The organism is Pseudomonas sp. S3_A09 (genome assembly GCF_054668065.1).
This window is the reverse complement of the sequence record NZ_CP162752.1, coordinates 488,435-509,044: the sequence shown is the minus strand read 5'-3', so window position 1 is coordinate 509,044 and position 20,610 is coordinate 488,435. Positions and strand designations below refer to the sequence as shown.

Annotated in this window: 24 protein-coding genes and 1 tRNA gene; 19 read left to right on the top strand and 6 right to left on the bottom strand. The window is 59.3% G+C overall.

The window, feature by feature from the left end:
* Positions 1-94 precede the first annotated feature (94 nt).
* From AB4N92_RS02440 to AB4N92_RS02410, 7 genes are read left to right on the top strand one after another with little or no spacing between them, the layout of a single operon-like run.
* On the top strand, positions 95-1,051 hold the full coding sequence (locus AB4N92_RS02440) for a sugar ABC transporter substrate-binding protein (RefSeq protein ID WP_010209103.1): 957 nt from the start codon (positions 95-97) through the stop codon (positions 1,049-1,051).
* Positions 1,052-1,108: 57 nt separating this feature from the next.
* The gene (locus AB4N92_RS02435) at positions 1,109-2,662 is read left to right on the top strand and encodes a sugar ABC transporter ATP-binding protein (protein ID WP_010209105.1); all 1,554 of its coding nucleotides are present in this window, start codon (positions 1,109-1,111) and stop codon (positions 2,660-2,662) included.
* On the top strand, positions 2,659-3,636 hold the full coding sequence (locus AB4N92_RS02430) for an ABC transporter permease (RefSeq protein WP_010209107.1): 978 nt from the start codon (positions 2,659-2,661) through the stop codon (positions 3,634-3,636). The genes AB4N92_RS02435 and AB4N92_RS02430 overlap by 4 nt, the downstream gene beginning before the upstream one ends.
* 3 nt (positions 3,637-3,639) lie before the next feature.
* Complete coding sequence (locus AB4N92_RS02425) at positions 3,640-4,662, top strand: LacI family DNA-binding transcriptional regulator (RefSeq protein ID WP_236267219.1); 1,023 nt, start codon at positions 3,640-3,642, stop codon at positions 4,660-4,662.
* Between the two features lie 23 nt (positions 4,663-4,685).
* The gene (gene rbsK / locus AB4N92_RS02420) at positions 4,686-5,603 is read left to right on the top strand and encodes a ribokinase (RefSeq protein ID WP_010209111.1); all 918 of its coding nucleotides are present in this window, start codon (positions 4,686-4,688) and stop codon (positions 5,601-5,603) included.
* The gene (rbsD, locus tag AB4N92_RS02415) at positions 5,600-6,004 is read left to right on the top strand and encodes a D-ribose pyranase (RefSeq protein WP_010209113.1); all 405 of its coding nucleotides are present in this window, start codon (positions 5,600-5,602) and stop codon (positions 6,002-6,004) included. Before rbsK ends, rbsD begins: the two co-directional genes overlap by 4 nt.
* A 25-nt stretch (positions 6,005-6,029) precedes the next feature.
* On the top strand, positions 6,030-7,058 hold the full coding sequence (locus AB4N92_RS02410; protein ID WP_021491189.1) for a nucleoside hydrolase: 1,029 nt from the start codon (positions 6,030-6,032) through the stop codon (positions 7,056-7,058).
* A gap of 33 nt (positions 7,059-7,091) precedes the next feature.
* Here the strand turns inward: AB4N92_RS02410 and AB4N92_RS02405 are convergent, their stop codons facing one another.
* The gene (locus tag AB4N92_RS02405; RefSeq protein WP_010209115.1) at positions 7,092-7,304 is read right to left on the bottom strand and encodes a hypothetical protein; all 213 of its coding nucleotides are present in this window, start codon (positions 7,302-7,304) and stop codon (positions 7,092-7,094) included.
* Between the two features lie 170 nt (positions 7,305-7,474).
* Here AB4N92_RS02405 and AB4N92_RS02400 point away from each other — a divergent pair, with 170 nt between their 5' ends.
* Both AB4N92_RS02400 and AB4N92_RS02395 read left to right on the top strand, forming a co-directional pair.
* On the top strand, positions 7,475-7,783 hold the full coding sequence (locus AB4N92_RS02400) for a hypothetical protein (RefSeq protein ID WP_029529088.1): 309 nt from the start codon (positions 7,475-7,477) through the stop codon (positions 7,781-7,783).
* Between the two features lie 144 nt (positions 7,784-7,927).
* Positions 7,928-8,245, top strand: a complete 318-nt coding sequence (locus AB4N92_RS02395; RefSeq protein WP_010209117.1) for an I78 family peptidase inhibitor — start codon at positions 7,928-7,930, stop codon at positions 8,243-8,245.
* Between the two features lie 73 nt (positions 8,246-8,318).
* Here AB4N92_RS02395 and AB4N92_RS02390 read toward each other — a convergent pair whose 3' ends face one another.
* Together AB4N92_RS02390 and AB4N92_RS02385 are read right to left on the bottom strand one after the other, a co-directional pair.
* The gene (locus AB4N92_RS02390) at positions 8,319-8,531 is read right to left on the bottom strand and encodes a cold-shock protein (protein ID WP_003234260.1); all 213 of its coding nucleotides are present in this window, start codon (positions 8,529-8,531) and stop codon (positions 8,319-8,321) included.
* Between the two features lie 288 nt (positions 8,532-8,819).
* Entirely contained in the window at positions 8,820-9,134 is a 315-nt protein-coding gene (locus AB4N92_RS02385; protein ID WP_021491187.1) for a hypothetical protein, read from the bottom strand.
* Between the two features lie 373 nt (positions 9,135-9,507).
* Between AB4N92_RS02385 and thrS the strand changes: the two genes are divergently transcribed.
* The 9 genes from thrS to AB4N92_RS02340 all read left to right on the top strand — a co-directional run bounded on the left by thrS (position 9,508) and on the right by AB4N92_RS02340 (position 16,963).
* Positions 9,508-11,430, top strand: a complete 1,923-nt coding sequence (gene thrS / locus AB4N92_RS02380) for a threonine--tRNA ligase (protein ID WP_010209120.1) — start codon at positions 9,508-9,510, stop codon at positions 11,428-11,430.
* Positions 11,430-11,981, top strand: a complete 552-nt coding sequence (gene infC / locus AB4N92_RS02375) for a translation initiation factor IF-3 (RefSeq protein WP_169850653.1) — start codon at positions 11,430-11,432, stop codon at positions 11,979-11,981. Before thrS ends, infC begins: the two co-directional genes overlap by 1 nt.
* Positions 11,982-12,041: 60 nt before the next feature.
* Complete coding sequence (gene rpmI, locus AB4N92_RS02370) at positions 12,042-12,236, top strand: 50S ribosomal protein L35 (protein ID WP_002553160.1); 195 nt, start codon at positions 12,042-12,044, stop codon at positions 12,234-12,236.
* A 30-nt stretch (positions 12,237-12,266) separates the two neighbouring features.
* Entirely contained in the window at positions 12,267-12,623 is a 357-nt protein-coding gene (gene rplT, locus AB4N92_RS02365) for a 50S ribosomal protein L20 (protein WP_002553161.1), read from the top strand.
* A gap of 108 nt (positions 12,624-12,731) precedes the next feature.
* Positions 12,732-13,748 carry a phenylalanine--tRNA ligase subunit alpha gene (pheS, locus tag AB4N92_RS02360; RefSeq protein WP_010209123.1) on the top strand — a complete coding sequence of 339 codons (1,017 nt, stop codon included), beginning with the start codon at positions 12,732-12,734 and terminating at the stop codon, positions 13,746-13,748.
* Between the two features lie 26 nt (positions 13,749-13,774).
* A complete protein-coding gene (pheT, locus tag AB4N92_RS02355; RefSeq protein ID WP_010209125.1) occupies positions 13,775-16,153 on the top strand; it encodes a phenylalanine--tRNA ligase subunit beta in 2,379 nt (792 codons plus the stop codon).
* Between the two features lie 3 nt (positions 16,154-16,156).
* Positions 16,157-16,459: an integration host factor subunit alpha gene (gene ihfA / locus AB4N92_RS02350; RefSeq protein ID WP_002553164.1), complete on the top strand. Its 303-nt coding sequence runs from the start codon at positions 16,157-16,159 to the stop codon at positions 16,457-16,459.
* The gene (locus tag AB4N92_RS02345) at positions 16,440-16,796 is read left to right on the top strand and encodes a MerR family transcriptional regulator (RefSeq protein WP_010209127.1); all 357 of its coding nucleotides are present in this window, start codon (positions 16,440-16,442) and stop codon (positions 16,794-16,796) included. Before ihfA ends, AB4N92_RS02345 begins: the two co-directional genes overlap by 20 nt.
* A 90-nt stretch (positions 16,797-16,886) precedes the next feature.
* Positions 16,887-16,963 (top strand) — tRNA-Pro (locus AB4N92_RS02340).
* 16 nt (positions 16,964-16,979) lie between these two features.
* Here the strand turns inward: AB4N92_RS02340 and AB4N92_RS02335 are convergent.
* The 3 genes from AB4N92_RS02335 to baeS all read right to left on the bottom strand — a co-directional run bounded on the left by AB4N92_RS02335 (position 16,980) and on the right by baeS (position 19,280).
* Complete coding sequence (locus AB4N92_RS02335; RefSeq protein ID WP_156046228.1) at positions 16,980-17,135, bottom strand: hypothetical protein; 156 nt, start codon at positions 17,133-17,135, stop codon at positions 16,980-16,982.
* A gap of 72 nt (positions 17,136-17,207) precedes the next feature.
* Positions 17,208-17,891: a response regulator gene (locus AB4N92_RS02330; protein ID WP_460129152.1), complete on the bottom strand. Its 684-nt coding sequence runs from the start codon at positions 17,889-17,891 to the stop codon at positions 17,208-17,210.
* A gap of 3 nt (positions 17,892-17,894) precedes the next feature.
* Positions 17,895-19,280 carry a sensor histidine kinase efflux regulator BaeS gene (gene baeS / locus AB4N92_RS02325; RefSeq protein WP_045791837.1) on the bottom strand — a complete coding sequence of 462 codons (1,386 nt, stop codon included), beginning with the start codon at positions 19,278-19,280 and terminating at the stop codon, positions 17,895-17,897.
* Positions 19,281-19,424: 144 nt separating this feature from the next.
* On the opposite strand from baeS, the gene AB4N92_RS02320 reads away from it, so the two are divergent.
* Positions 19,425-20,609, top strand: coding sequence for an efflux RND transporter periplasmic adaptor subunit (locus AB4N92_RS02320; protein WP_021491113.1), 1,185 nt, complete (start codon positions 19,425-19,427; stop codon positions 20,607-20,609).
* The last annotated feature ends 1 nt before the right edge of the window (position 20,610 follow it).

Below are 20,610 nucleotides of genomic sequence, written 5' to 3'. Positions count from 1 at the left end.
TGACAGCTCGTTTCAGCCACCCGGGTGGGAAGGCTGCCGAAGTGCCCTTCGGTGCAAGCGTTGCTCACAATAATCATAAGATCGGAGTGAACCCATGAAGCTGCCATTCGCTGGACGTCTTCTTGCTGTCGCTGTGCTTGCCGCCGCATCCGCTGCCCTGCCTCTCTCCTCTGCATTCGCTGATGACGCCGCCAAACCCAAGGTCGGCCTGGTCATGAAATCCCTCGCCAATGAATTCTTTGTCACCATGCAAGACGGTGCCAAGACGTACCAGAAAGAACACGCCGCCGATTTCGACATGATCACCAACGGGATCAAGAACGAAACCGACACCAGCGCGCAGATCGATATCGTCAACCAGATGATCCTCGCCAAGGTCAACGCGATCGTCATCGCACCCGCTGACTCCAAGGCGCTGGTCACCGTGCTGAAGAAGGCGTCCGATGCGGGTATCAAAGTCGTCAACATCGACAACCGCCTCGACCCGGACGTGCTCAAAAGCAAGAATCTCGATATCCCGTTCGTAGGTCCGGACAACCGCAAGGGCTCAAAGCTGGTGGGCGACTACCTGGCCAAGCAACTGGCTTCGGGTGACAAGGTTGGCATCATCGAAGGTGTGCCGACGACCACCAACGCCCAGCAGCGCACCGCAGGCTACAAGGACGCGATGGACGCTGCAGGCATGAAGATCGTTTCCACTCAATCCGGCAACTGGGAAATTGACCAGGGTCAGAAGGTTGCCTCCGCCATGCTGAGTGAATACCCGGACCTCAAGGCGCTGTTGGCCGGTAACGACAACATGGCGCTGGGCGCCGTCTCCGCTGTGCGAGCGGCAGGCAAGGCCGGCAAAGTACTGGTGGTCGGCTACGACAACATCGAGGCCATCAAGCCGATGCTGCAAGACGGTCGTGTGCTCGCCACCGCTGACCAGGCAGCTGCCCAGCAAGCCGTGTTCGGTATCCAGAACGCGCTCAAGCTGGTCAAGGGTGAGAAAGTCGACTCCAAAGACGGCGTGATCGAAACCCCGGTCGAACTCGTCCTCAAGAAGTAATCCTGGCAGTACCCAACAGCGCCCGCTCGTCCTGAGCGGGCGCCTGGAGATTTTCCTATGTCATCTTCCGCCCCGAACGCTGTCCTCTCGGTCAGCGGTATCGGCAAGACCTATGCCCAGCCGGTTCTGTCCGACATCACCCTGACGCTCAATCGCGGGGAAGTGTTGGCGCTGACCGGTGAGAACGGCGCAGGCAAAAGCACCTTGTCGAAGATCATCGGCGGGCTGGTCACACCGACCACCGGGCACATGCAGTTCAATGGCCAGGATTTCCGCCCTGGCAGCCGCACCCAGGCCGAAGAGCTGGGCGTGCGCATGGTCATGCAGGAGCTCAACCTGCTGCCGACCCTGACCGTCGCCGAGAACCTGTTCCTGGATAACCTGCCCAGCCACTGTGGCTGGATCAGCCGCAAGCAACTGCGCAAGGCTGCGATCGAGGCCATGGCCCAGGTCGGCCTGGATGCTATCGACCCGGATACACTGGTCGGCAGCTTGGGGATTGGCCATCAGCAGATGGTCGAAATCGCCCGCAACCTGATCGGCGACTGCCATGTACTGATCCTCGACGAACCCACGGCCATGCTCACTGCCCGCGAAGTCGAGATGCTTTTTGAGCAAATCACCCGCCTGCAGGCCCGGGGCGTGGCGATTATCTACATTTCACACCGGCTGGAAGAGCTGGCGCGTGTGGCCCAGCGCATTGCGGTGTTGCGCGACGGCAAGCTGGTCTGTGTCGAGCCGATGGCCAACTACAACAGCGAGCAACTGGTCACCCTGATGGTGGGGCGTGAGCTGGGCGAGCACATTGACCTGGGCCCACGCACCATCGGCGGCCCGGCCCTGACGGTGAAAGGCTTGACCCGCTCGGACAAGGTCCGCGACGTCTCCTTCGAAGTGCGCGCAGGCGAGATCTATGGTATCTCCGGCCTGATCGGCGCGGGGCGGACTGAATTGTTGCGCCTGATCTTCGGCGCCGACCTGGCCGACAGCGGCACTGTGGCGCTCGGTTCGCCGGCCCAGGTCGTGAGCATCCGCTCGCCCGTGGACGCGGTAGGTCATGGCATTGCCCTGATCACCGAAGACCGCAAGGGGGAAGGCTTACTGCTGACCCAGTCCATCAGTGCCAACATTGCCTTGGGCAACATGCCGGAGATCTCTGGCGGGGGCGTAGTCAACAGCCGCGACGAAACCGCCTTGGCCAAGCGTCAGATCGACGCCATGCGCATCCGCAGTTCCAGCCCGGCGCAGTTGGTCTCCGAGCTGTCCGGCGGTAACCAGCAGAAAGTGGTGATCGGCCGCTGGCTGGAGCGCGATTGCTCGGTAATGCTGTTCGATGAGCCGACCCGTGGCATCGACGTCGGTGCCAAATTCGATATTTATGCCTTGCTTGGCGAATTGACCCGCCAGGGCAAAGCGCTGGTGGTGGTGTCCAGTGATCTGCGTGAACTCATGCTGATCTGCGACCGCATCGGCGTGTTGTCCGCCGGTCGCTTGATCGAGACCTTCGAGCGCGACAGCTGGACCCAGGACGAATTGCTCGCCGCCGCCTTTGCCGGCTATCAGAAACGTGATGCGCTGCTCAACGATGCAGTGCTTAGGGATACCCCATGAAAACCACAACTTCCCCCGGCAAGACTGGCGGCAACTTCTACGGCCTCGGCACCTACCTGGGCCTGGCGGGCGCCTTGCTGGCGATGATCGCGCTGTTCTCGGTGCTCAGCGACCACTTCCTGTCCTATGACACCTTCAGCACCCTGGCCAACCAGATTCCAGACTTGATGGTACTGGCGGTGGGCATGACCTTCATCCTCATCATCGGCGGCATTGACCTATCGGTGGGGTCGGTACTGGCACTGGCGGCGTCGGCCGTCAGCGTGGCGATCCTCGGCTGGGGCTGGAGTGTGTTGCCGGCTGCCGTGCTGGGTATGGGCTGTGCAGCCTTGGCCGGTACCATCACCGGCTCGATCACCGTGGCCTGGCGCATTCCGTCGTTTATCGTGTCCCTCGGCGTGCTGGAGATGGCCCGTGGCGTCGCGTACCAGATGACCGGCTCGCGCACTGCCTACATCGGTGATTCGTTTGCCTGGCTGTCCAATCCGATTGCCTTTGGTATCTCGCCGTCGTTCATCATCGCCTTGCTGGTGATCATCGCCGCACAGCTTGTACTAACGCGCACCGTATTTGGTCGTTACCTGATCGGTATCGGCACCAACGAAGAGGCCGTACGCCTGGCGGGGATCAATCCCAAGCCCTACAAGATCCTGGTCTTCAGCCTCATGGGCCTGTTGGCAGGTGTGGCTGCGCTGTTCCAGATCTCGCGCCTGGAAGCGGCGGACCCGAATGCCGGCTCCGGCCTTGAGCTGCAAGTGATCGCGGCGGTGGTGATCGGCGGTACCAGCCTGATGGGCGGGCGCGGTTCGGTGATCAGTACCTTTTTTGGTGTATTGATTATTTCGGTATTGGCGGCAGGCCTGGCGCAGATCGGCGCCACGGAACCCACGAAGCGCATCATTACCGGTGCCGTGATCGTGATTGCCGTGGTCCTCGATACCTACCGCAGTCAGCGCGCCAGTCGGCGAGGCTGAACCATGGCAACGATCAAGGATGTGGCAGCGCTTGCAGGTATTTCCTACACGACGGTGTCTCATGTGGTGAACAAGACGCGCCCGGTCAGTGAGCCGGTGCGCATCAAGGTCGAAGCGGCGATCAAACAGCTCGACTACGTGCCCAGTGCCGTCGCGCGTTCGCTCAAGGCCAAGACCACAGCCACCATCGGTTTGTTGGTGCCCAACAGCCTCAACCCGTATTTTGCCGAGTTGGCCAGGGGCATCGAGGATTACTGCGAGCGTAACGGCTATTGCGTGATCCTGTGCAACTCCGACGACAATGCCGAAAAGCAACGCAACTATTTGCGCGTGTTGCTGGAAAAACGTATCGACGGCTTGATCGTAACTTCGGTGGGCGGCGATGACAGCGGCCTTGCCGCTGGATTGAGCGCGGTACGTACGCCCATGGTGATTGTCGACCGGGCGCTGGATGGCATCGACGTGGATTTGGTGCGTATTGACCACGAGGAGGGCGCCTACCTGGCGACCCGACACTTGCTCGAACTGGGCCATCGAGACATCGCCTGCATCGGCGGACCTGCCCATACCCGTGTCGCGCAAATGCGCTTGGCGGGCTATCACCGTGCGCTGCGAGAGGCAGGCGTAACGGTGGCAGCCAATCGCACCCAGGAAAGTGACTTCACCAGCACGGGCGGTTATACCGCCGCCGTGCAATTGTTGACGGAAAATCCGCCCAGCGCGATTTTTGCCAGCAACGATATGATTGGTTTCGGCGTGTTGCGCGCAGCAGCGGAGCGTAACATCCGCGTGCCGGGCGAGCTGTCGGTGATCGGTTTTGATGACATTCAAATGGGCCGTTATGTCTACCCGGCGTTGACCACGGTCGGGCAATCGATCGTGCAACTCGGCGAGACGGCGGCCGAACTCTTGCTGCGAAAAATTGCAACACCCCACATGCCGATCGATCAACGTATCGTGACGCCGAGCATTGTGTTGCGCGAGTCGACGGCGCCCGTCGCCGGTACATTTGCCCAATACCGCTGAATCGAATTGATGAGTACTGATGTATGCCAGCAAAAGTAGTGGTAGTAGGCAGCTTGAACATGGACCTGGTGACCCGCGCCAGCCGGCTGCCGCGTGCCGGTGAAACGCTGATCGGCCAAACGTTTTCCACGGTGCCTGGCGGTAAGGGCGCGAACCAGGCTGTAGCTTCGGCACGCTTGGGGGCCGATGTTTCAATGATTGGCTGCGTTGGCAGCGATGCCTATGGCAGTCAGTTGCGCGAGGCATTGCTGGTGGAAGGCATCGATTGCCAGGCCGTTAGCACCGTGGACGGCTCCAGTGGCGTGGCCCTGATCGTGGTCGATGACAGCAGCCAGAACGCGATTGTGATCGTGGCGGGCAGTAACGGCGAACTGACGCCTGCGTCGTTGCAGGCGTTCGACGCAGTATTGCAGGCGGCTGACGTGATCGTCTGCCAGCTGGAAGTCCCGATGAATACGGTGGGCTATGCGCTCAAGCGCGGCCGTGAGCTGGGTAAGACGGTGATCCTCAACCCGGCTCCGGCCAGCGGTCCATTACCGGCTGAGTGGTATGCATCGATCGACTATTTGATCCCCAATGAAAGTGAGGCCTCCGCACTCAGCGGCGTGACAGTCGATTCGATTGACGCTGCCAAAGTGGCTGCGACCCAATTGATTCAGGCGGGCGCCGGCAAAGTCATCGTCACCCTGGGGGCTCAGGGCGCGCTGTTTACCGACGGCCAGCGCTTTGAGCATTTGCAGGCGCCGAAGGTCAAGGCAGTCGACACCACGGCTGCGGGGGACACCTTTGTTGGTGGCTTTGCCGCGGCGTTGGCCAACGGCAAAAGCGAGGCCGAGGCCATCCGTTTTGGCCAGGTCGCGGCGGCACTGTCGGTCACCCGTGCCGGTGCACAGCCCTCTATTCCAACGCTGCACGACGTACAAGGTTTTGTGCCCTCATGAAAAAGACACCTCTGCTCAATATCGCCCTGTCGCGCGTGATCGCCTCTCTGGGGCACGGTGACATCCTGGTGATCGGTGATGCCGGCCTGCCGGTGCCGCCGGGCGTCGAGCTGATTGACCTGGCGTTGACCCAGGGCATCCCGGATTTCATCAGCACCTTGCGTATCGTGCTCAGTGAAATGCAAGTGGAGAGCCATGTGTTGGCCGAAGAAATCCTGCTCAAGCAACCGCCGGCACTGGCTGAACTCAACGCACTCACAGAACAGACCGCCCTCGGTGAGCGGCGCCTGGTCAGCCATGAAGAATTCAAACAGCTCAGCCGCAAGGCACGCGCCGTGGTGCGCACTGGCGAATGCCAGCCTTACTGCAATATCGCGCTGGTGTCCGGCGTAACGTTCTAGCGTTCTCAACGACAAGGAGTGTTTTATGCAATGTAGTCTTCCAACCCTGAAAAACCTGTTCCGGAGTGTTCTGCTTTTGTCCGCACTCACTGCTGCAAGCGCCCAGGCGGCGGAAAAGATCGATCTGATCATCGACACCGACCCCGGCGCTGATGACGTGGTGGCCTTGCTGTTCGCCATGGCCTCTCCGGATGAGCTGAACATCCGCGCGCTGACCACCGTCGCCGGCAACGTTCGCCTGGACAAGACCTCCCGTAACGCCCGGCTGGCCCGTGAGTGGGCAGGGCGGGAAGAAATCCCGGTGTACGCCGGTGCGCCGGCACCTCTTCTGCGCAAACCGATCTACGCCGAGAACATCCATGGCAAGGAAGGTATTTCCGGTGTCACCGTACATGAGCCCAAAAAGGGCCTGGCGGACGGCAATGCCGTTGATTACCTGATCAAGACCCTCAGCACCGCCAAGCCTCACAGTATCACCATCGCCATGCTTGGCCCGCAGACCAACCTGGCGCTGGCATTGACCCAGGCGCCGGAAATCACCCAAGGCATCAAGGAAGTGGTGGTGATGGGCGGTGCGCACTTCAATGGCGGCAATATCACCCCGGTGGCGGAGTTCAACCTGTTCGCCGACCCGGTTGCAGCCGAGATTGTGCTCAAGAGCGGCGTAAAGCTGACCTATCTGCCGCTGGACGTGACCCACAAGGTGCTGACCAGCGAAGCACGCTTGAAAAAGATCGCCGACATCAAGAACAACGCGAGCAAGGTGGTGGGCGATATTCTTAACGAATACGTCAAGGGCGACATGGAGCACTACGGCATTCCTGGCGGCCCGGTGCATGACGCTACCGTCATCGCCTACCTGCTCAAGCCTTCGCTGTTCAGTGGTCGTCAGGCCAATATGGTGGTGGATAGCCGTGAGGGCCCGACCTTCGGCCAGACCATCGTCGATTGGTACGACGGCCTGAAGCAGGACAAGAATGTGTTCTGGGTTGAGAATGGCGACGCGCAGGGCTTCTTCGATCTGTTGACTGAGCGCCTGGCGCGCCTGAAGTAAGGGGTTGACCGGTCGGCGTTCGCTGGCCGGTTCTTATTCGCGCTCGGGGTCGTGTGCCCCCATGTGATCGGCCGGATACTTTTCGAATATCTGGCCGATAAACGCTTGCGCCGCCTGCGTGCCCAGTTCCTTGACCAGTAGGTCGATACCAATGATTGCCAATTCCTCTGGGCTGCCAGGACTGTAGGAGCTTTGTCCTTGTGGCCACTTGGCTTTGATGTCGGCTTGGAGCGTTACGGTGGTCATGACTGTCTCGCGGGGTTGAGAGTACTGGGCAATGCGCTGGAACGCGGTTCTTACCGGGCCAGTTAACCATTTTGTACCGCGTTTGGCACTGATACTTAGGCATGAGGCGATTCGGAATGACGGCGACGCTGTGCGACACTGTTCGCCTGTTTAATTGCCGGGGACACCACGTGCAGATCGATTTGAACAATCCCGAGAACCTGACATTGGGAAATGTGCGCCTGCTGCTCGCCAGTGCCAGCGACGACGAACATACCCAGTTGCGCGTGACCAAGGCCGGAATCGCCTATATCTCCTCTGGGAGGGTGGTAGGTGGTGTGGATATCGACGGGCTGCTGTTCCGCCTGGAGACCTGGGCAAAAGGCTCTGGATACGTAGGTAATGTGGCCGCCAGCGATGAAGTCTGGGTGACGCAGATTTTCAATGCGCTGAAGGAAAACTGGCCGAAGCCGGCGTTCGACTACATCGACATCTACTGAACACATTCATATCTGGTCACGATTGACCGGGCGAATGCCTGCCCAGAGTCAGGCAGACTTGCCCAGCGGCGGTTTACGTCTTGAAACCAATCCGCCCAATCGCTGTCGCACGATCTCTGTCCATTTTTTATCATAGGAGGCTTCATGCCTTGGAAGCTCGCATCATTCGGTACTTTGTTGGCAGCGCTCGCGTTGGCGGGTTGCAGCACCCAGGGCGCCTCTGAGCCAGCCAAAGACGCCGTGGCCGATGCCGGTCATAGCCGCTGTGAGTCGAAGGCCGCCGAATTCACCATCGGCCAGAAAGCCTCGCCCCAGTTGCTGGAGCAGGCCCGTACCCGTGCCGGTGCCCAGAACGCACGCATCCTCAAGCCTAACGATATGATCACGCTGGAGTACCGCTCCGACCGCTTGAATCTGAACACCGACGATAACCTGGTGATCACGCGGGTCAATTGCGGGTAAACCGCTCCAGGCTTTAGCAGCGCCCATAAAAAACCCCGTCACATGGACGGGGTTTTTTTAGCTCAGCGGAGAATTACTCGCCGCGAACCTGTGCAGCTTGCATACCCTTTTGGCCTTTCTCAGCCACGAAGGAAACGGTTTGGCCTTCTTTCAGGCTTTTGAAACCGTCGCTTTCGATAGCTTTGAAGTGTACGAACAGGTCGTCACCGCCACCTTGAGGAGTGATGAAGCCGAAGCCTTTTTCATCGTTGAACCATTTAACGGTGCCGGTTTGGCGATTAGACATGGTGTATCTCCAAGAAACATATATTTTCAGTAGTGCTGTGCTGCTCAGGCCAACTGGGCACACCGGGCTATCATAGTCGAAATGTTCGACTTGGGAGCCCCCCAAGGCATTGTTTGCTAATCAATAGCGTCGCATTAAGTGCTTTGGTCGGCTGAAAGCCCCGAATTACGGGGCTTTGGCTCGAAATATCAGCTAGTAAAAAAAGCCGTAAAAGCTGTGTAATTTGTGCGAAATGGCAGTTTTCGGGCCATTTTTTCGGCAAAACAGCTGTGTGATCAGCCGCAAATCTTACTTTTTCTTCACCACTTTGCAGGACGAAATAGCCGCGACCGCTTTGTTTTTAAGCTCCGGGCTGGCGTTCTGATTGGTCATCAGTTCCTTGATTTCGGCAGTGCTCAATTCGGCGTTGATCTTGTCGGCGCCACATTCGCAGTGGGCTTTGGCAGTTTTGACGTCTACGTTCTGGCTGGCAGCTGCGCTGCAATCGCTGACGAAGCTATCGCGAGCACCGGCTGGCCAGTTGGACGGGGCTGCTGCCTGCGCGCCCAGGGAAAGAACAGTCAGGGAAGCGGCGAGAGCGAGAGTAGAGGTAAAACGCATCATGAGGATGCTCCTTTGGGTCGAGGACGAACGGCGATTCTCAGTGGGTTTGAGGTAGTGCGTACAGCTCAAGTTCACTTTTGCAGCTATAAAGGCAAAGGCCGGATTTTGTCGTTACGCAAGATAGCAGCGCCGCGATGACCGTTCATCTGTGCTAGGATCTTGCGCTTGGCTATTTCCAGGCGCGCCAATTGCCGCCTTGCCATATTCTTTTTAGCTCACTCCAGTCACTCTGGTTCGATTATCGGTTGGCCGAAAGGCTCCTGCCGCTGTAAGGCAGGCGTTCATTACTGAGCGGCCTGGTGTTGGATCTTGTACTGGCTCATCCCAACCCACGTGACCTTTGGTAGGGGTCACCACTAGGAGAGGAGGCGCCATGCCAACTATTACTCTTCCCGACGGCAGTCAACGTTCATTCGATCATTCGGTTTCCGTAGCCGAGGTCGCCGCATCCATTGGTGCTGGCCTGGCCAAGGCCACCGTGGCTGGCAAGGTTGACGGCAAGCTCGTCGACGCCAGCGACCTGATCACTCGCGACGCCAGCCTGCAAATCATCACGCCCAAGGATCAAGAGGGGCTGGAGATCATTCGCCACTCTTGCGCGCACCTGATTGGCCATGCGGTCAAGCAGCTGTACCCAACGGCGAAGATGGTGATCGGTCCGGTCATTGAAGAAGGCTTCTATTACGACATCGCCTACGAGCGTCCTTTCACCCCGGACGACCTGGCAGCCATCGAGCAGCGCATGCATGCGCTGATCGAGAAAGATTACGACGTGATCAAGAAAGTCACGCCGCGCGCCGAAGTGATCGACGTGTTCACCGCCCGTGGCGAAGACTACAAGCTGCGCCTGGTGGAAGACATGCCGGACGAGCAGGCCATGGGCCTGTACTACCACGAAGAATACGTCGACATGTGCCGTGGCCCGCACGTGCCGAACACGCGCTTCCTCAAGTCGTTCAAGCTGACCAAGCTGTCCGGCGCCTACTGGCGTGGCGACGCGAAGAACGAGCAACTGCAACGGATCTACGGCACTGCCTGGGCTGACAAGAAGCAGCTGGCGGCCTATATCCAGCGCATCGAAGAAGCCGAGAAGCGCGACCACCGCAAGATCGGCAAGCGCCTGAACCTGTTCCACCTCCAGGAAGAAGCGCCGGGCATGGTGTTCTGGCATCCGAACGGCTGGACCCTGTACCAGGTGCTTGAGCAGTACATGCGCAAAGTACAGCGCGAGAACGGTTACCTGGAGATCAAGACTCCCCAGGTCGTTGACCGTAGCCTCTGGGAAAAGTCCGGGCACTGGGCCAACTACGCCGACAACATGTTCACCACGCAGTCGGAAAACCGCGACTACGCCATCAAGCCGATGAACTGCCCTTGCCACGTGCAGGTGTTCAACCAGGGCCTGAAAAGCTACCGCGAGTTGCCGATGCGCCTGGCCGAGTTCGGTGCCTGCCACCGTAACGAGCCATCGGGTGCGCTACACGGCATCATGCGCGTGCGTGGCTTTACCCAGGACGACGCCCACATCTTCTGCACCGAAGAGCAGATGCAGGCTGAATCCGCCGCGTTCATCAAGCTGACCATGGACGTTTATCGCGATTTCGGCTTTACCGACGTCGAGATGAAGCTGTCCACTCGTCCGGAAAAACGCGTCGGTTCCGATGAGCTGTGGGATCGCGCCGAAGCTGCACTGGCCGCTGCGCTCGACAGCGCGGGCCTTGCGTACGATCTGCAGCCGGGCGAGGGCGCTTTCTACGGTCCGAAGATCGAGTTCTCACTGAAAGATTGCCTTGGCCGCGTCTGGCAGTGTGGTACCCTGCAGCTCGATTTTAACCTGCCGATCCGTCTGGGCGCCGAATACGTGTCCGAAGACAACAGCCGTAAACACCCGGTCATGCTGCACCGGGCGATCCTCGGCTCGTTCGAACGGTTCGTCGGGATCCTGATCGAGCACTACGAGGGTGCATTCCCTGCGTGGCTGGCTCCGACCCAGGCAGTGATCATGAATATCACTGATAAACAGGCAGATTTTGCCGCTGAAGTTGAAAAAACACTCAACGAAAGCGGATTTCGTGCCAAGTCCGACTTGAGAAATGAAAAGATCGGCTTTAAAATCCGCGAGCATACTTTGCTCAAGGTTCCCTATCTTTTGGTTATCGGAGATCGGGAAGTCGAGATGCAGACTGTCGCTGTGCGTACTCGTGAAGGTGCTGACCTGGGCTCGATGCCCGTCGCCCAGTTCGCTGAGTTCCTCGCGCAAGCGGTTTCCCGGCGTGGTCGCCCAGATTCGGAGTAATTATTATTAAGCGTGAAATGAGACAAGATAAACGAGCTGCACCGAAAGCCCCGATCAACGAGAATATCTCGGCACGCGAGGTTCGGTTAATTGGCGCTGACGGCGAGCAGATTGGCATCGTCTCGATTGATGAAGCGCTTCGTATCGCTGAAGAGTCCAAATTGGACCTGGTGGAAATCTCCGCCGACGCAGTCCCGCCTGTTTGCCGGGTGATGGACTACGGCAAGTCGATCTTCGAAAAGAAGAAGCAGATTGCTGCGGCGAAGAAGAACCAGAAGCAGATTCAAGTAAAAGAAATCAAGTTTCGTCCAGGGACGGAGGAAGGGGATTACCAGGTAAAACTGCGCAACCTGGTACGTTTCCTGAGTGATGGGGACAGGGCCAAGGTATCCTTGCGATTCCGCGGCCGTGAGATGGCCCACCAGGAGCTGGGGATGGAACTCCTCAAGCGGGTTGAAGCTGACCTGCTGGAGTACGGTTCCGTCGAGCAGCATCCTAAGATGGAAGGACGCCAGCTGATTATGGTCATCGCCCCGAAAAAGAAGAAGTAATCAACAGGGCACGGCAGGCCTTCTGATTATGTTTATCAACTGAATGCGGAGTATCCGAACATGCCAAAGATGAAGACTAAAAGTGGTGCTGCTAAGCGGTTTCTGAAAACTGCTAACGGTATCAAGCACAAGCACGCTTTCAAGAGCCACATCCTGACCAAAATGTCGACCAAGCGTAAGCGTCAACTGCGCGGTAGCAGCTTGCTGCATCCGTCTGACGTGGCAAAAGTCGAGCGCATGCTGCGCCTTCGTTAATTTTTGGATCAAGAATAGAGGAAGTAACTCATGGCTCGTGTAAAGCGTGGCGTCATTGCCCGTAAACGTCACAAAAAAATTCTGAAACTTGCTAAAGGCTACTACGGCGCGCGTTCACGCGTATTCCGTGTTGCCAAGCAAGCGGTAATCAAGGCAGGCCAATACGCCTACCGTGACCGTCGTCAGAAAAAACGTCAGTTCCGCGCTCTGTGGATCGCTCGTATCAACGCTGGTGCACGTGTTAACGGTCTGTCCTACAGCCGTTTCATCGCTGGCCTGAAAAAAGCGTCCATCGAGATCGACCGTAAGGTTCTGGCTGATCTGGCAGTGAACGAAAAAGCGGCGTTTGCTGCGATTGTCGAGAAAGCTAAAGCCACCTTGGCTTAAGTACCCCCGACAGTCACCTTGGGTTACGCTGTAGCCCAAGGTGTTAAACGTCATAAATAGGGGAAGAGCCTTCAAGCTCTTCCCCTATTTTGTATCTGGAGTCTGTACATGGAAAACCTGGACGCGCTCGTCGCCCAAGCCCTTGAGGCTGTGCAAAGCGCTGAAGATGTAAATGCCCTGGAGCAAATCCGGGTTCACTACCTTGGCAAAAAAGGTGAATTGACTCAGGTGATGAAGACCCTGGGGAATTTGCCGGCTGAAGAGCGTCCGCAAGTCGGTGCGCTGATCAACGTCGCCAAGGAGCGTGTCACAGAGGTGCTCAATGCGCGCAAGGCGACCATGGAGGAGGCCGATCTCGCGGCCAAACTCGCCGCCGAGTCCATTGATGTAACCCTGCCTGGTCGCGGCCAGGCCTCGGGCGGTCTGCATCCGATCACCCGGACTCTGGAACGTATCGAGCAGTTCTTCACCCACATCGGCTACGGCATTGCCGAAGGCCCTGAGGTCGAAGACGATTATCACAACTTCGAGGCGCTCAACATCCCAGGCCACCACCCGGCCCGGTCGATGCACGACACCTTCTATTTCAACGCGAACATGCTGTTGCGCACCCATACCTCGCCGGTACAGGTCCGCACCATGGAAGCGAACAAGCCGCCGATCCGCATTGTCTGCCCAGGCCGTGTGTACCGCAGCGACTCCGATATCACCCACTCGCCGATGTTCCACCAGGTCGAAGGCCTGCTGGTTGATCGCGACATCAACTTCGCCGACCTCAAAGGCACCATTGAAGAATTCCTGCGGGTGTTCTTCGAGAAGGAGCTGGCGGTGCGGTTCCGTCCATCGTTCTTCCCGTTCACCGAGCCATCCGCTGAAGTCGACATGGAATGTGTGATGTGCAGCGGTAAAGGCTGCCGCGTCTGCAAGCAGACCGGCTGGCTGGAAGTGATGGGCTGCGGCATGGTTCACCCTAACGTGCTGCGCATGTCCGGCATCGATCCGGAAGAGTTCTCGGGCTTTGCCTTCGGCATGGGCGTTGAGCGTCTGGCCATGCTGCGTTACGGCGTGAACGACTTGCGTCTGTTCTTCGACAACGACTTGCGGTTCCTCGCGCAATTTCGCTAGTCGTAACGAATCTTTAGGAGAGCAGGATGAAATTCAGTGAACAATGGCTGCGTGGCTGGGTAAGCCCGCAGGTAGATCGTGACGAGCTGGTTGCTCGTCTGTCGATGGCCGGTCTTGAGGTCGATAGCGTTACCCCGGCCGCCGGTGTCTTCAGTGGCGTGGTGGTGGGTGAGGTGCTGAGCACCGAGCAGCACCCTGACGCCGACAAGCTGCGTGTATGCCAGGTCAGCAATGGCGCGGAAACCTTCCAGGTCGTGTGCGGAGCGCCCAATGTGCGCCCGGGCCTGAAGATCCCGTTCGCCATGATCGGTGCCGAGCTGCCGGGCGACTTCAAGATCAAGAAGGCCAAGCTGCGCGGCGTCGAGTCCAACGGCATGCTGTGCTCCCAGGCAGAGCTGCAGGTAGGCGAGGGCAACGATGGCCTGATGGAACTGCCGGCCGATGCGCCAGTGGGCCAGGACATCCGTGTTTACCTGGAGCTGGAAGACGCCAGCATTGAGGTCGACCTGACCCCGAACCGCGGTGACTGCCTGTCCCTGGCTGGCTTGGCCCGTGAAGTCGGAGCGCTGTATAACGCCCCGGTCACCCGCCCAGTCGTCGCCGCCGTGCCTGCGGTGCACGACGAAGTACGCTCGATCGAAGTGCTGGCGCCCAACGCTTGCCCGCGCTACCTGGGTCGCGTGATCCGCAACGTCGACCTGTCCAAGCCAACCCCTCTGTGGATGGTTGAGCGCTTGCGTCGCGCCGACGTGCGCAGCATCGACGCTGCCGTCGATATCACCAACTACGTGATGCTGGAGCTGGGCCAGCCGCTGCACGCTTTTGATCTTGCCGAAATCAACGGCGGCATCCGCGTGCGCCTGGCCGAAGAAGGCGAGAAGCTGGTGCTGCTCGATGGCCAGGAAGTCAGCCTGCGTGCCGATACCCTGGTGATTGCAGACCACTCCCGCGCCCTGGCGATTGCCGGCGTGATGGGGGGCGAGCACAGCGGCGTGTCCGCGACCACTCGCGATATATTCCTTGAGAGTGCGTTCTTCGACCAGATCGCCATCGCCGGCAAGGCCCGCTCCTACGGCCTGCACACCGATGCATCGCACCGCTATGAGCGCGGTGTGGACTGGAAGCTGGCGCGTGAAGCCATGGAGCGCGCCACTGGCCTGCTGCTGGAAATCACCGGTGGCGAAGCCGGCCCGATCACCGAAACTGTGAACGAGCAGTACCTGCCGTCTGTTGCGCCGATCACCCTGCGTGCCAAAAGTGTCGAGCAGATGCTTGGCCTGGTGATCGAGCCGGCTGAAATCGAACAACTGTTGTCCGCCCTCGGCCTGGGTATTTCCGCAGGCGGGGAAGGGCAGTGGACCGTTGAAGTGCCAAGCCATCGCTTCGATATCAGTCTGGAAGTTGACCTGATCGAAGAATTGGCTCGCCTCTACGGCTACAACCGTCTGCCGGTTCGTTACCCGCAAGCGCGCCTGGCGCCACAACCCAAGGCCGAGGCGCGTGCGCACTTGCCCGAGTTGCGTCGTCTGCTGGTTGCCCGTGGCTACCAGGAAGCGGTGACCTACAGCTTCATCGATCCCAAGCAGTTCGAGCTGTTCAACCCAGGCGTCGAGCCGCTGCTGTTGGCCAACCCGATCTCCAACGACATGGCGGCCATGCGTTCGTCCCTGTGGCCAGGTTTGGTGAAAGCGCTTTCCCACAACCTGAACCGTCAGCAAGACCGTGTGCGCATGTTCGAAAGCGGCCTGCGCTTCGTCGGTCAGTTGGACGGCCTGAAGCAAGAGCCGATGCTGGCTGGCGTGGTTTGCGGCAGCCGTCTGCCGGAAGGTTGGGCACAGGGTCGCGACGCTGTGGACTTCTTCGACGTCAAGGCTGACGTGGAAGCGGTGTTGGGTTTTGCGGGTGCTCTGGATGCCTTCACCTTCGTACCGGGCAGCCATCCTGCATTGCACCCTGGCCAGACTGCGCGCATCGAGCGCGAAGGTCGCCTGGTAGGCTTCGTCGGTGCCATTCACCCTGAGCTGTCGAAAACCCTCGGTCTCGACCGTCCGGTCTTCGTGTTTGAGCTGGTTCTGGCTGAAGTGGCCTCTGGCAAGATGCCTAAATTCAGCGAGTTGTCGCGCTTCCCTGAAGTGCGCCGTGACCTGGCCCTGATCGCCGACCGTGAAGTGGCCGCCACTGCCGTTCTGGAGGTAATCCGTGAAAATGCAGGGGAATGGCTGACAGACCTCAGGCTATTTGACGTCTATCAGGGTAAAGGTATTGATCCGCATAGAAAAAGCCTTGCAGTTGGCTTGACCTGGCAGCATCCATCGCGCACTCTTAATGACGATGAGGTGAATACCACGACACAAAATATCCTCACCTCGCTCGAACAAAGGTTGAACGCCACGTTAAGGAAGTGACGTATGGGGGCTTTGACGAAAGCTGAGATGGCGGAACGTCTGTACGAAGAGTTGGGTCTGAACAAGCGCGAGGCCAAGGAATTGGTCGAGCTGTTTTTTGAAGAGATCAGACACGCTCTGGAAGACAACGAACAGGTCAAATTGTCCGGTTTCGGCAATTTTGACCTGCGGGACAAACGCCAGCGGCCTGGCCGCAATCCAAAAACGGGAGAAGAAATCCCGATCACGGCTCGCCGTGTGGTCACCTTTCGTCCAGGGCAGAAGTTGAAGGCCCGAGTTGAGGCTTATGCTGGAACCAAGTCATAACGACGAGCTACCCGTCATCCCAGGCAAACGCTACTTCACCATTGGTGAAGTCAGCGAGCTCTGTGCGGTAAAACCGCACGTACTGCGCTATTGGGAGCAGGAGTTTCCTCAACTCAACCCCGTCAAACGCACCGGGAACCGTCGGTATTATCAGCGCCAGGATGTGCTGATGATCCGACAGATCCGTGCGTTGCTGTACGATCAGGGGTTCACCATCAGCGGCGCGCGCCAACGCATGTCCGGTGATGAAGCCAAAGACGACACCACCCAATACAAACAAATGATCCGCCAGATGATCGCCGAACTCGAAGATGTGCTGGTGGTTCTGAAAAAGTAATTCCGGCTTTTAAAATACTTCCACATTTCAAAAGCTTGCGGTATATTCCGGATCGCTTCGTCAAGAAGCGTACCCAGTAACACGCCTAGTCGGGGCGTAGCGCAGTCCGGTAGCGCACTAGCATGGGGTGCTAGGGGTCGAGTGTTCGAATCACTCCGTCCCGACCATTATTCCTGAGTAAAATCAGACACTTAAGCCGATCAGATAGATCGGCTTTTTTGTGCCCGCGCGAAACTGCCTGGTGATGTCGCTGGTATTCGGCTCAAGGGCTGTGTTCTGCTCAGTCGGGTTGCCACCTTCAGCTCTGGCAATTGCTCTGAAAATTTCCAACCGATTCATGTCTTTTTGTCGTCGGCCAGCGGGGCAGTCGGTTGGGCTTTCTCTTCGAATCAGCCTTGTCCCTTCAAGCCCTCAGGCGTTGGACAACTGAAACCGATAGCCCACGCCGTACAATGACTCGATGGGTGTTTCCCCTGGGCACGCCTGCTCCAGCTTGCGCCGTAGGTTGCGGATATGACTGTCTACCGTACGGTCGGTGACCACGCGGTGGTCGGAGTAGAGCTTGTCGAGCAGTTGGTCGCGGGAAAATACCCGGCCGGCGGAGCGTGCAAAAGTGCTCAGCAGGCGTAACTCCAGAGGCGTGAGGTCCAAAGCGACGCCGTCGAGTGATGCGCGGTACTGGGCTTCGTCGATCAGCAGTCGCGGTGGGGTGTTGCTCAGCAATTGGTGGCCACGGCGCAGGATGGCCTTGACCCTGGCAACTACCTCCCGGGGGCTGAAGGGCTTGCAGATGTAGTCGTCGGCGCCCAGGTCCAGGCCCAGCAGGCGGTCCACTTCTTCGACGCGGGCGGTGATCATGATGATCGGCACGGCACTGAAACCGCGCAGGTCCTGGCACACTTGCATGCCGTCGCGCCCTGGCAGCATCAGGTCGAGCAAAATCAGGCGAGGGGGGCGGGCGCGCACGGTCGGTACCACCTGAAGGCCATTGTCCAGGCACAGGGTCGGGTAGCCCGCTGCGGCCAAGTAATCCTGCAGCAATGCGGCCAGTTTCGGTTCGTCTTCAACGATCAGGATCGGGCGTTCTTCGCTCATGGGTCAGGTATTCCGTGGGAGGCGCAGGCTCAGCCAAAGGCCACCGAGGGGGGAGTGAGCGGCGCTGAGGCTGCCGCCGTGGGCGAGGGCGATGCTGTGGCAGATCGCGAGCCCCAGGCCGGCCCCGCCACTGGCACGGTTGCGCGAGGATTCGCCGCGATAGAAGCGCTCGAACAGGCGCGGCAATTGCTCGGCCGACACACCAGGGCCGGAGTCGAGGATGTCGATGCATACGTCAGCGCGATCCAGGGCGACGCGGATACGTATTAGCCCATTCGGGTCGGTGTAGCGCACCGCATTTTCCAACAGATTGGAGAACAGTTGCTGCAAGCGACCGGCATCGGCCAACAGTTCCACGGGCGGTGCTGGCAAATCCAGTTCGAGGCGCAGGTGGCGCGCGTTCAAGCGCTCCTGGAACATCGACACACTGGCGCGCAGCAGTGGCTCCAGTGCGCAGGCGCTCTTGCGGTAGGTCAGCGCCCCAACATCCGCCAGGGACAGTTCATACAGGTCATCCACCAGCTTGCTGAGCATGCTCACTTCGCCCTGCAAGGACTGCATCGAGCCTGGGTCGAGGGTGCGTACGCCATCCTCGATAGCCTCCAGCTCGCCGCGCAAGACCGACAGCGGGGTACGCAGTTCGTGGGACACATCGGCCATGAATTCGCGGCGCATCTGCTCATTGCGTTCCAGGGTGTAGGCGAGTTGGTTGAAGTCACGGGCCAATTGGCCGACTTCGTCATTGGAACTCACTGCCACCCGGCTGCTGAAGTCGCCGCTGGCCAGGCGATGTGTTGCCGCAGCCACCCGCTTGACCGGCTCCAGCAGCGTGCGGGCGATCCACCAGGCAATCAGCATCGCCAGCAGCAGTGAGAAGGCGCCCATGACCAGGCTGGTGCGTAACTGGTATTGCTGGAATCGTTCGCCGCCGGCTTCGGTCACGCTCTGGAACGGTGTCACGGCCAGCCAGCCCACGGTTTCATCGGCCACCACAATCGGGCGTAGCAGGGCGTCCGTGCCGATGTCCGGGTAGCCGTTCACGCGCTTTTTATATTTATCCAGCAGGGCGATCCGAAACAGGGCGCCCGTCAGGTCCGAAGCCATGGGCGAGCGCAAGTCGTTCTTCGCCGGGTCTGCGCCGAGTTCGGGCCGCATGATCTCAAACCAGCGATCCGGCTGGTTACGCAGGAACTCCCAATTGCCCTCACGCGCGTAAGCACTGGCCAGACGTGGCAGCACGGGCGCCATGCGCTCCAGTGCCTGCTCATTGAGGTACCCGAGAAAGCCGCGTCCAAAACTCCAGCTCGTCGCCAGGCCCATGCTCAGGATGACCAACAACACACCGGCCAGTACCGCAATAAACAGTTTGGTGGAGATACTCAACTTCATGCAGATGGGCCGTTAAAAATAGGTGGGACCATTTAGGCCCTAGTGAGGGATAGATTCAACCCGGCCGGGCAATCTTCAATTTTCCTGCACATTTGCCTCGCAGGATGGCGCTGACTCAAGCCATTCCGTGTCGCAGAGGCTGCTATGTCCACGAAAGTAATCGCCAAATACCTGGTAACCGCCGCAGTTTTCCTGTCCTTGATCGTTCTGGCCATGCTGGGCGGCTGCTCCGGTGGCGAGCCACCTCCTGAGGCAGTCACCCCCAAAGTCTCGGTCATCAGCATAAAACCCCAGAGCCAGGTGCTGACCACTGAGCTGGCGGGGCGCACCCAGGCCTTCATGGTGGCGCAAATTCGTCCTCAGGTTGGCGGTATCGTCCAGCGTCGACTGTTTGTCGAGGGGGCGGATGTCAAGGTTGGGCAAGCGTTGTACCAATTGGATGCAGCGTCCTACACCGCCGCGCTGGCGCAGGCCGAGGCGAGCCTGGCCAAGTACCGCGCCACGCTTAAATCGGCGCAGGCCACCGCCAGGCGCGACGCCGAACTGGTGAAGATCAATGCCATCAGCCAGCAAGATAACGAAGACGCCCAGGCGACCTTGCTGACGGCCGCCGCCGACGTGCAGGGCGCCGAGGCCGACGTTCAGACCGCGCGGATCAACCTGGCTTACACCCGTATTACCTCACCGGTCGGCGGGCGCATCGAAACCTCGACCGTGACCCCTGGGGCGCTGGTGGTGGCCAATCAGGACAGCGCTTTGACCACGGTGCAGCAACTCGATCCGATCTATGTGGACGTGACTCAATCGACCACCGAATTGCTCAAGCTCAAGCGTGACCTGGCCAGCGGCGCATTGCAGTCCAACGGCGATGGCCAGGCACGGGTCAGCCTGAAGCTGGACGATGGCAGTGCCTACAACCAGCAGGGGCGGCTCAAGGTCAGTGGTGTCAGTGTCAACGAGGGGACGGGCACGGTCACCCTGCGTGCGGAGTTCGCCAACCCGGATCACCTGCTGCTACCGGGCATGTATGTCCGCGCGGTGCTCGAACAGGCTCGCAACGAGCAAGCCATTCTGGTTCCGCAAAAAGCTGTGAACCGCAGCGCCAGTGGCGTGACCACCGCGTTGCTGGTGGTTGACGGCAAGGTCGAACAACGTGAGCTGACCATCGATCGGGCGGTGGGGAATCAGTGGTGGGTCACGGCAGGTCTGCAGGCAGGTGACCAGTTGATTGTCGAAGGCGGACAAAAAGTCCGTGCCGGTGCCGCGGTCCAAGTGCAGGACGCCAATGCTCAGGCGGCCACACCCCGCACCCCAGCGAAGGAGGGTTGAG

Bases quoted from the DNA above. Each gene is read 5' to 3' on its own strand.
- rbsK (WP_010209111.1), top strand. From the start codon at position 4,686: ATGCCAGCAAAAGTAGTGGTAGTAGGCAGCTTGAACATGGACCTGGTG.
- rpmI (WP_002553160.1), top strand. From the start codon at position 12,042: ATGCCAAAGATGAAGACTAAAAGTGGTGCTGCTAAGCGGTTTCTGAAA.
- AB4N92_RS02385 (WP_021491187.1), bottom strand. From the start codon at position 9,134: ATGATGCGTTTTACCTCTACTCTCGCTCTCGCCGCTTCCCTGACTGTT.
- AB4N92_RS02405 (WP_010209115.1), bottom strand. From the start codon at position 7,304: ATGACCACCGTAACGCTCCAAGCCGACATCAAAGCCAAGTGGCCACAA.
- thrS (WP_010209120.1), top strand. From the start codon at position 9,508: ATGCCAACTATTACTCTTCCCGACGGCAGTCAACGTTCATTCGATCAT.
- AB4N92_RS02440 (WP_010209103.1), top strand. From the start codon at position 95: ATGAAGCTGCCATTCGCTGGACGTCTTCTTGCTGTCGCTGTGCTTGCC.
- pheS (WP_010209123.1), top strand. From the start codon at position 12,732: ATGGAAAACCTGGACGCGCTCGTCGCCCAAGCCCTTGAGGCTGTGCAA.
- AB4N92_RS02390 (WP_003234260.1), bottom strand. From the start codon at position 8,531: ATGTCTAATCGCCAAACCGGCACCGTTAAATGGTTCAACGATGAAAAA.
- ihfA (WP_002553164.1), top strand. From the start codon at position 16,157: ATGGGGGCTTTGACGAAAGCTGAGATGGCGGAACGTCTGTACGAAGAG.
- AB4N92_RS02395 (WP_010209117.1), top strand. From the start codon at position 7,928: ATGCCTTGGAAGCTCGCATCATTCGGTACTTTGTTGGCAGCGCTCGCG.
- pheT (WP_010209125.1), top strand. From the start codon at position 13,775: ATGAAATTCAGTGAACAATGGCTGCGTGGCTGGGTAAGCCCGCAGGTA.
- rplT (WP_002553161.1), top strand. From the start codon at position 12,267: ATGGCTCGTGTAAAGCGTGGCGTCATTGCCCGTAAACGTCACAAAAAA.
- AB4N92_RS02320 (WP_021491113.1), top strand. From the start codon at position 19,425: ATGTCCACGAAAGTAATCGCCAAATACCTGGTAACCGCCGCAGTTTTC.
- AB4N92_RS02430 (WP_010209107.1), top strand. From the start codon at position 2,659: ATGAAAACCACAACTTCCCCCGGCAAGACTGGCGGCAACTTCTACGGC.
- AB4N92_RS02330 (WP_460129152.1), bottom strand. From the start codon at position 17,891: ATGAGCGAAGAACGCCCGATCCTGATCGTTGAAGACGAACCGAAACTG.
- AB4N92_RS02345 (WP_010209127.1), top strand. From the start codon at position 16,440: ATGCTGGAACCAAGTCATAACGACGAGCTACCCGTCATCCCAGGCAAA.
- AB4N92_RS02435 (WP_010209105.1), top strand. From the start codon at position 1,109: ATGTCATCTTCCGCCCCGAACGCTGTCCTCTCGGTCAGCGGTATCGGC.
- AB4N92_RS02425 (WP_236267219.1), top strand. From the start codon at position 3,640: ATGGCAACGATCAAGGATGTGGCAGCGCTTGCAGGTATTTCCTACACG.
- AB4N92_RS02335 (WP_156046228.1), bottom strand. From the start codon at position 17,135: ATGAATCGGTTGGAAATTTTCAGAGCAATTGCCAGAGCTGAAGGTGGC.
- baeS (WP_045791837.1), bottom strand. From the start codon at position 19,280: ATGAAGTTGAGTATCTCCACCAAACTGTTTATTGCGGTACTGGCCGGT.
- AB4N92_RS02410 (WP_021491189.1), top strand. From the start codon at position 6,030: ATGCAATGTAGTCTTCCAACCCTGAAAAACCTGTTCCGGAGTGTTCTG.
- rbsD (WP_010209113.1), top strand. From the start codon at position 5,600: ATGAAAAAGACACCTCTGCTCAATATCGCCCTGTCGCGCGTGATCGCC.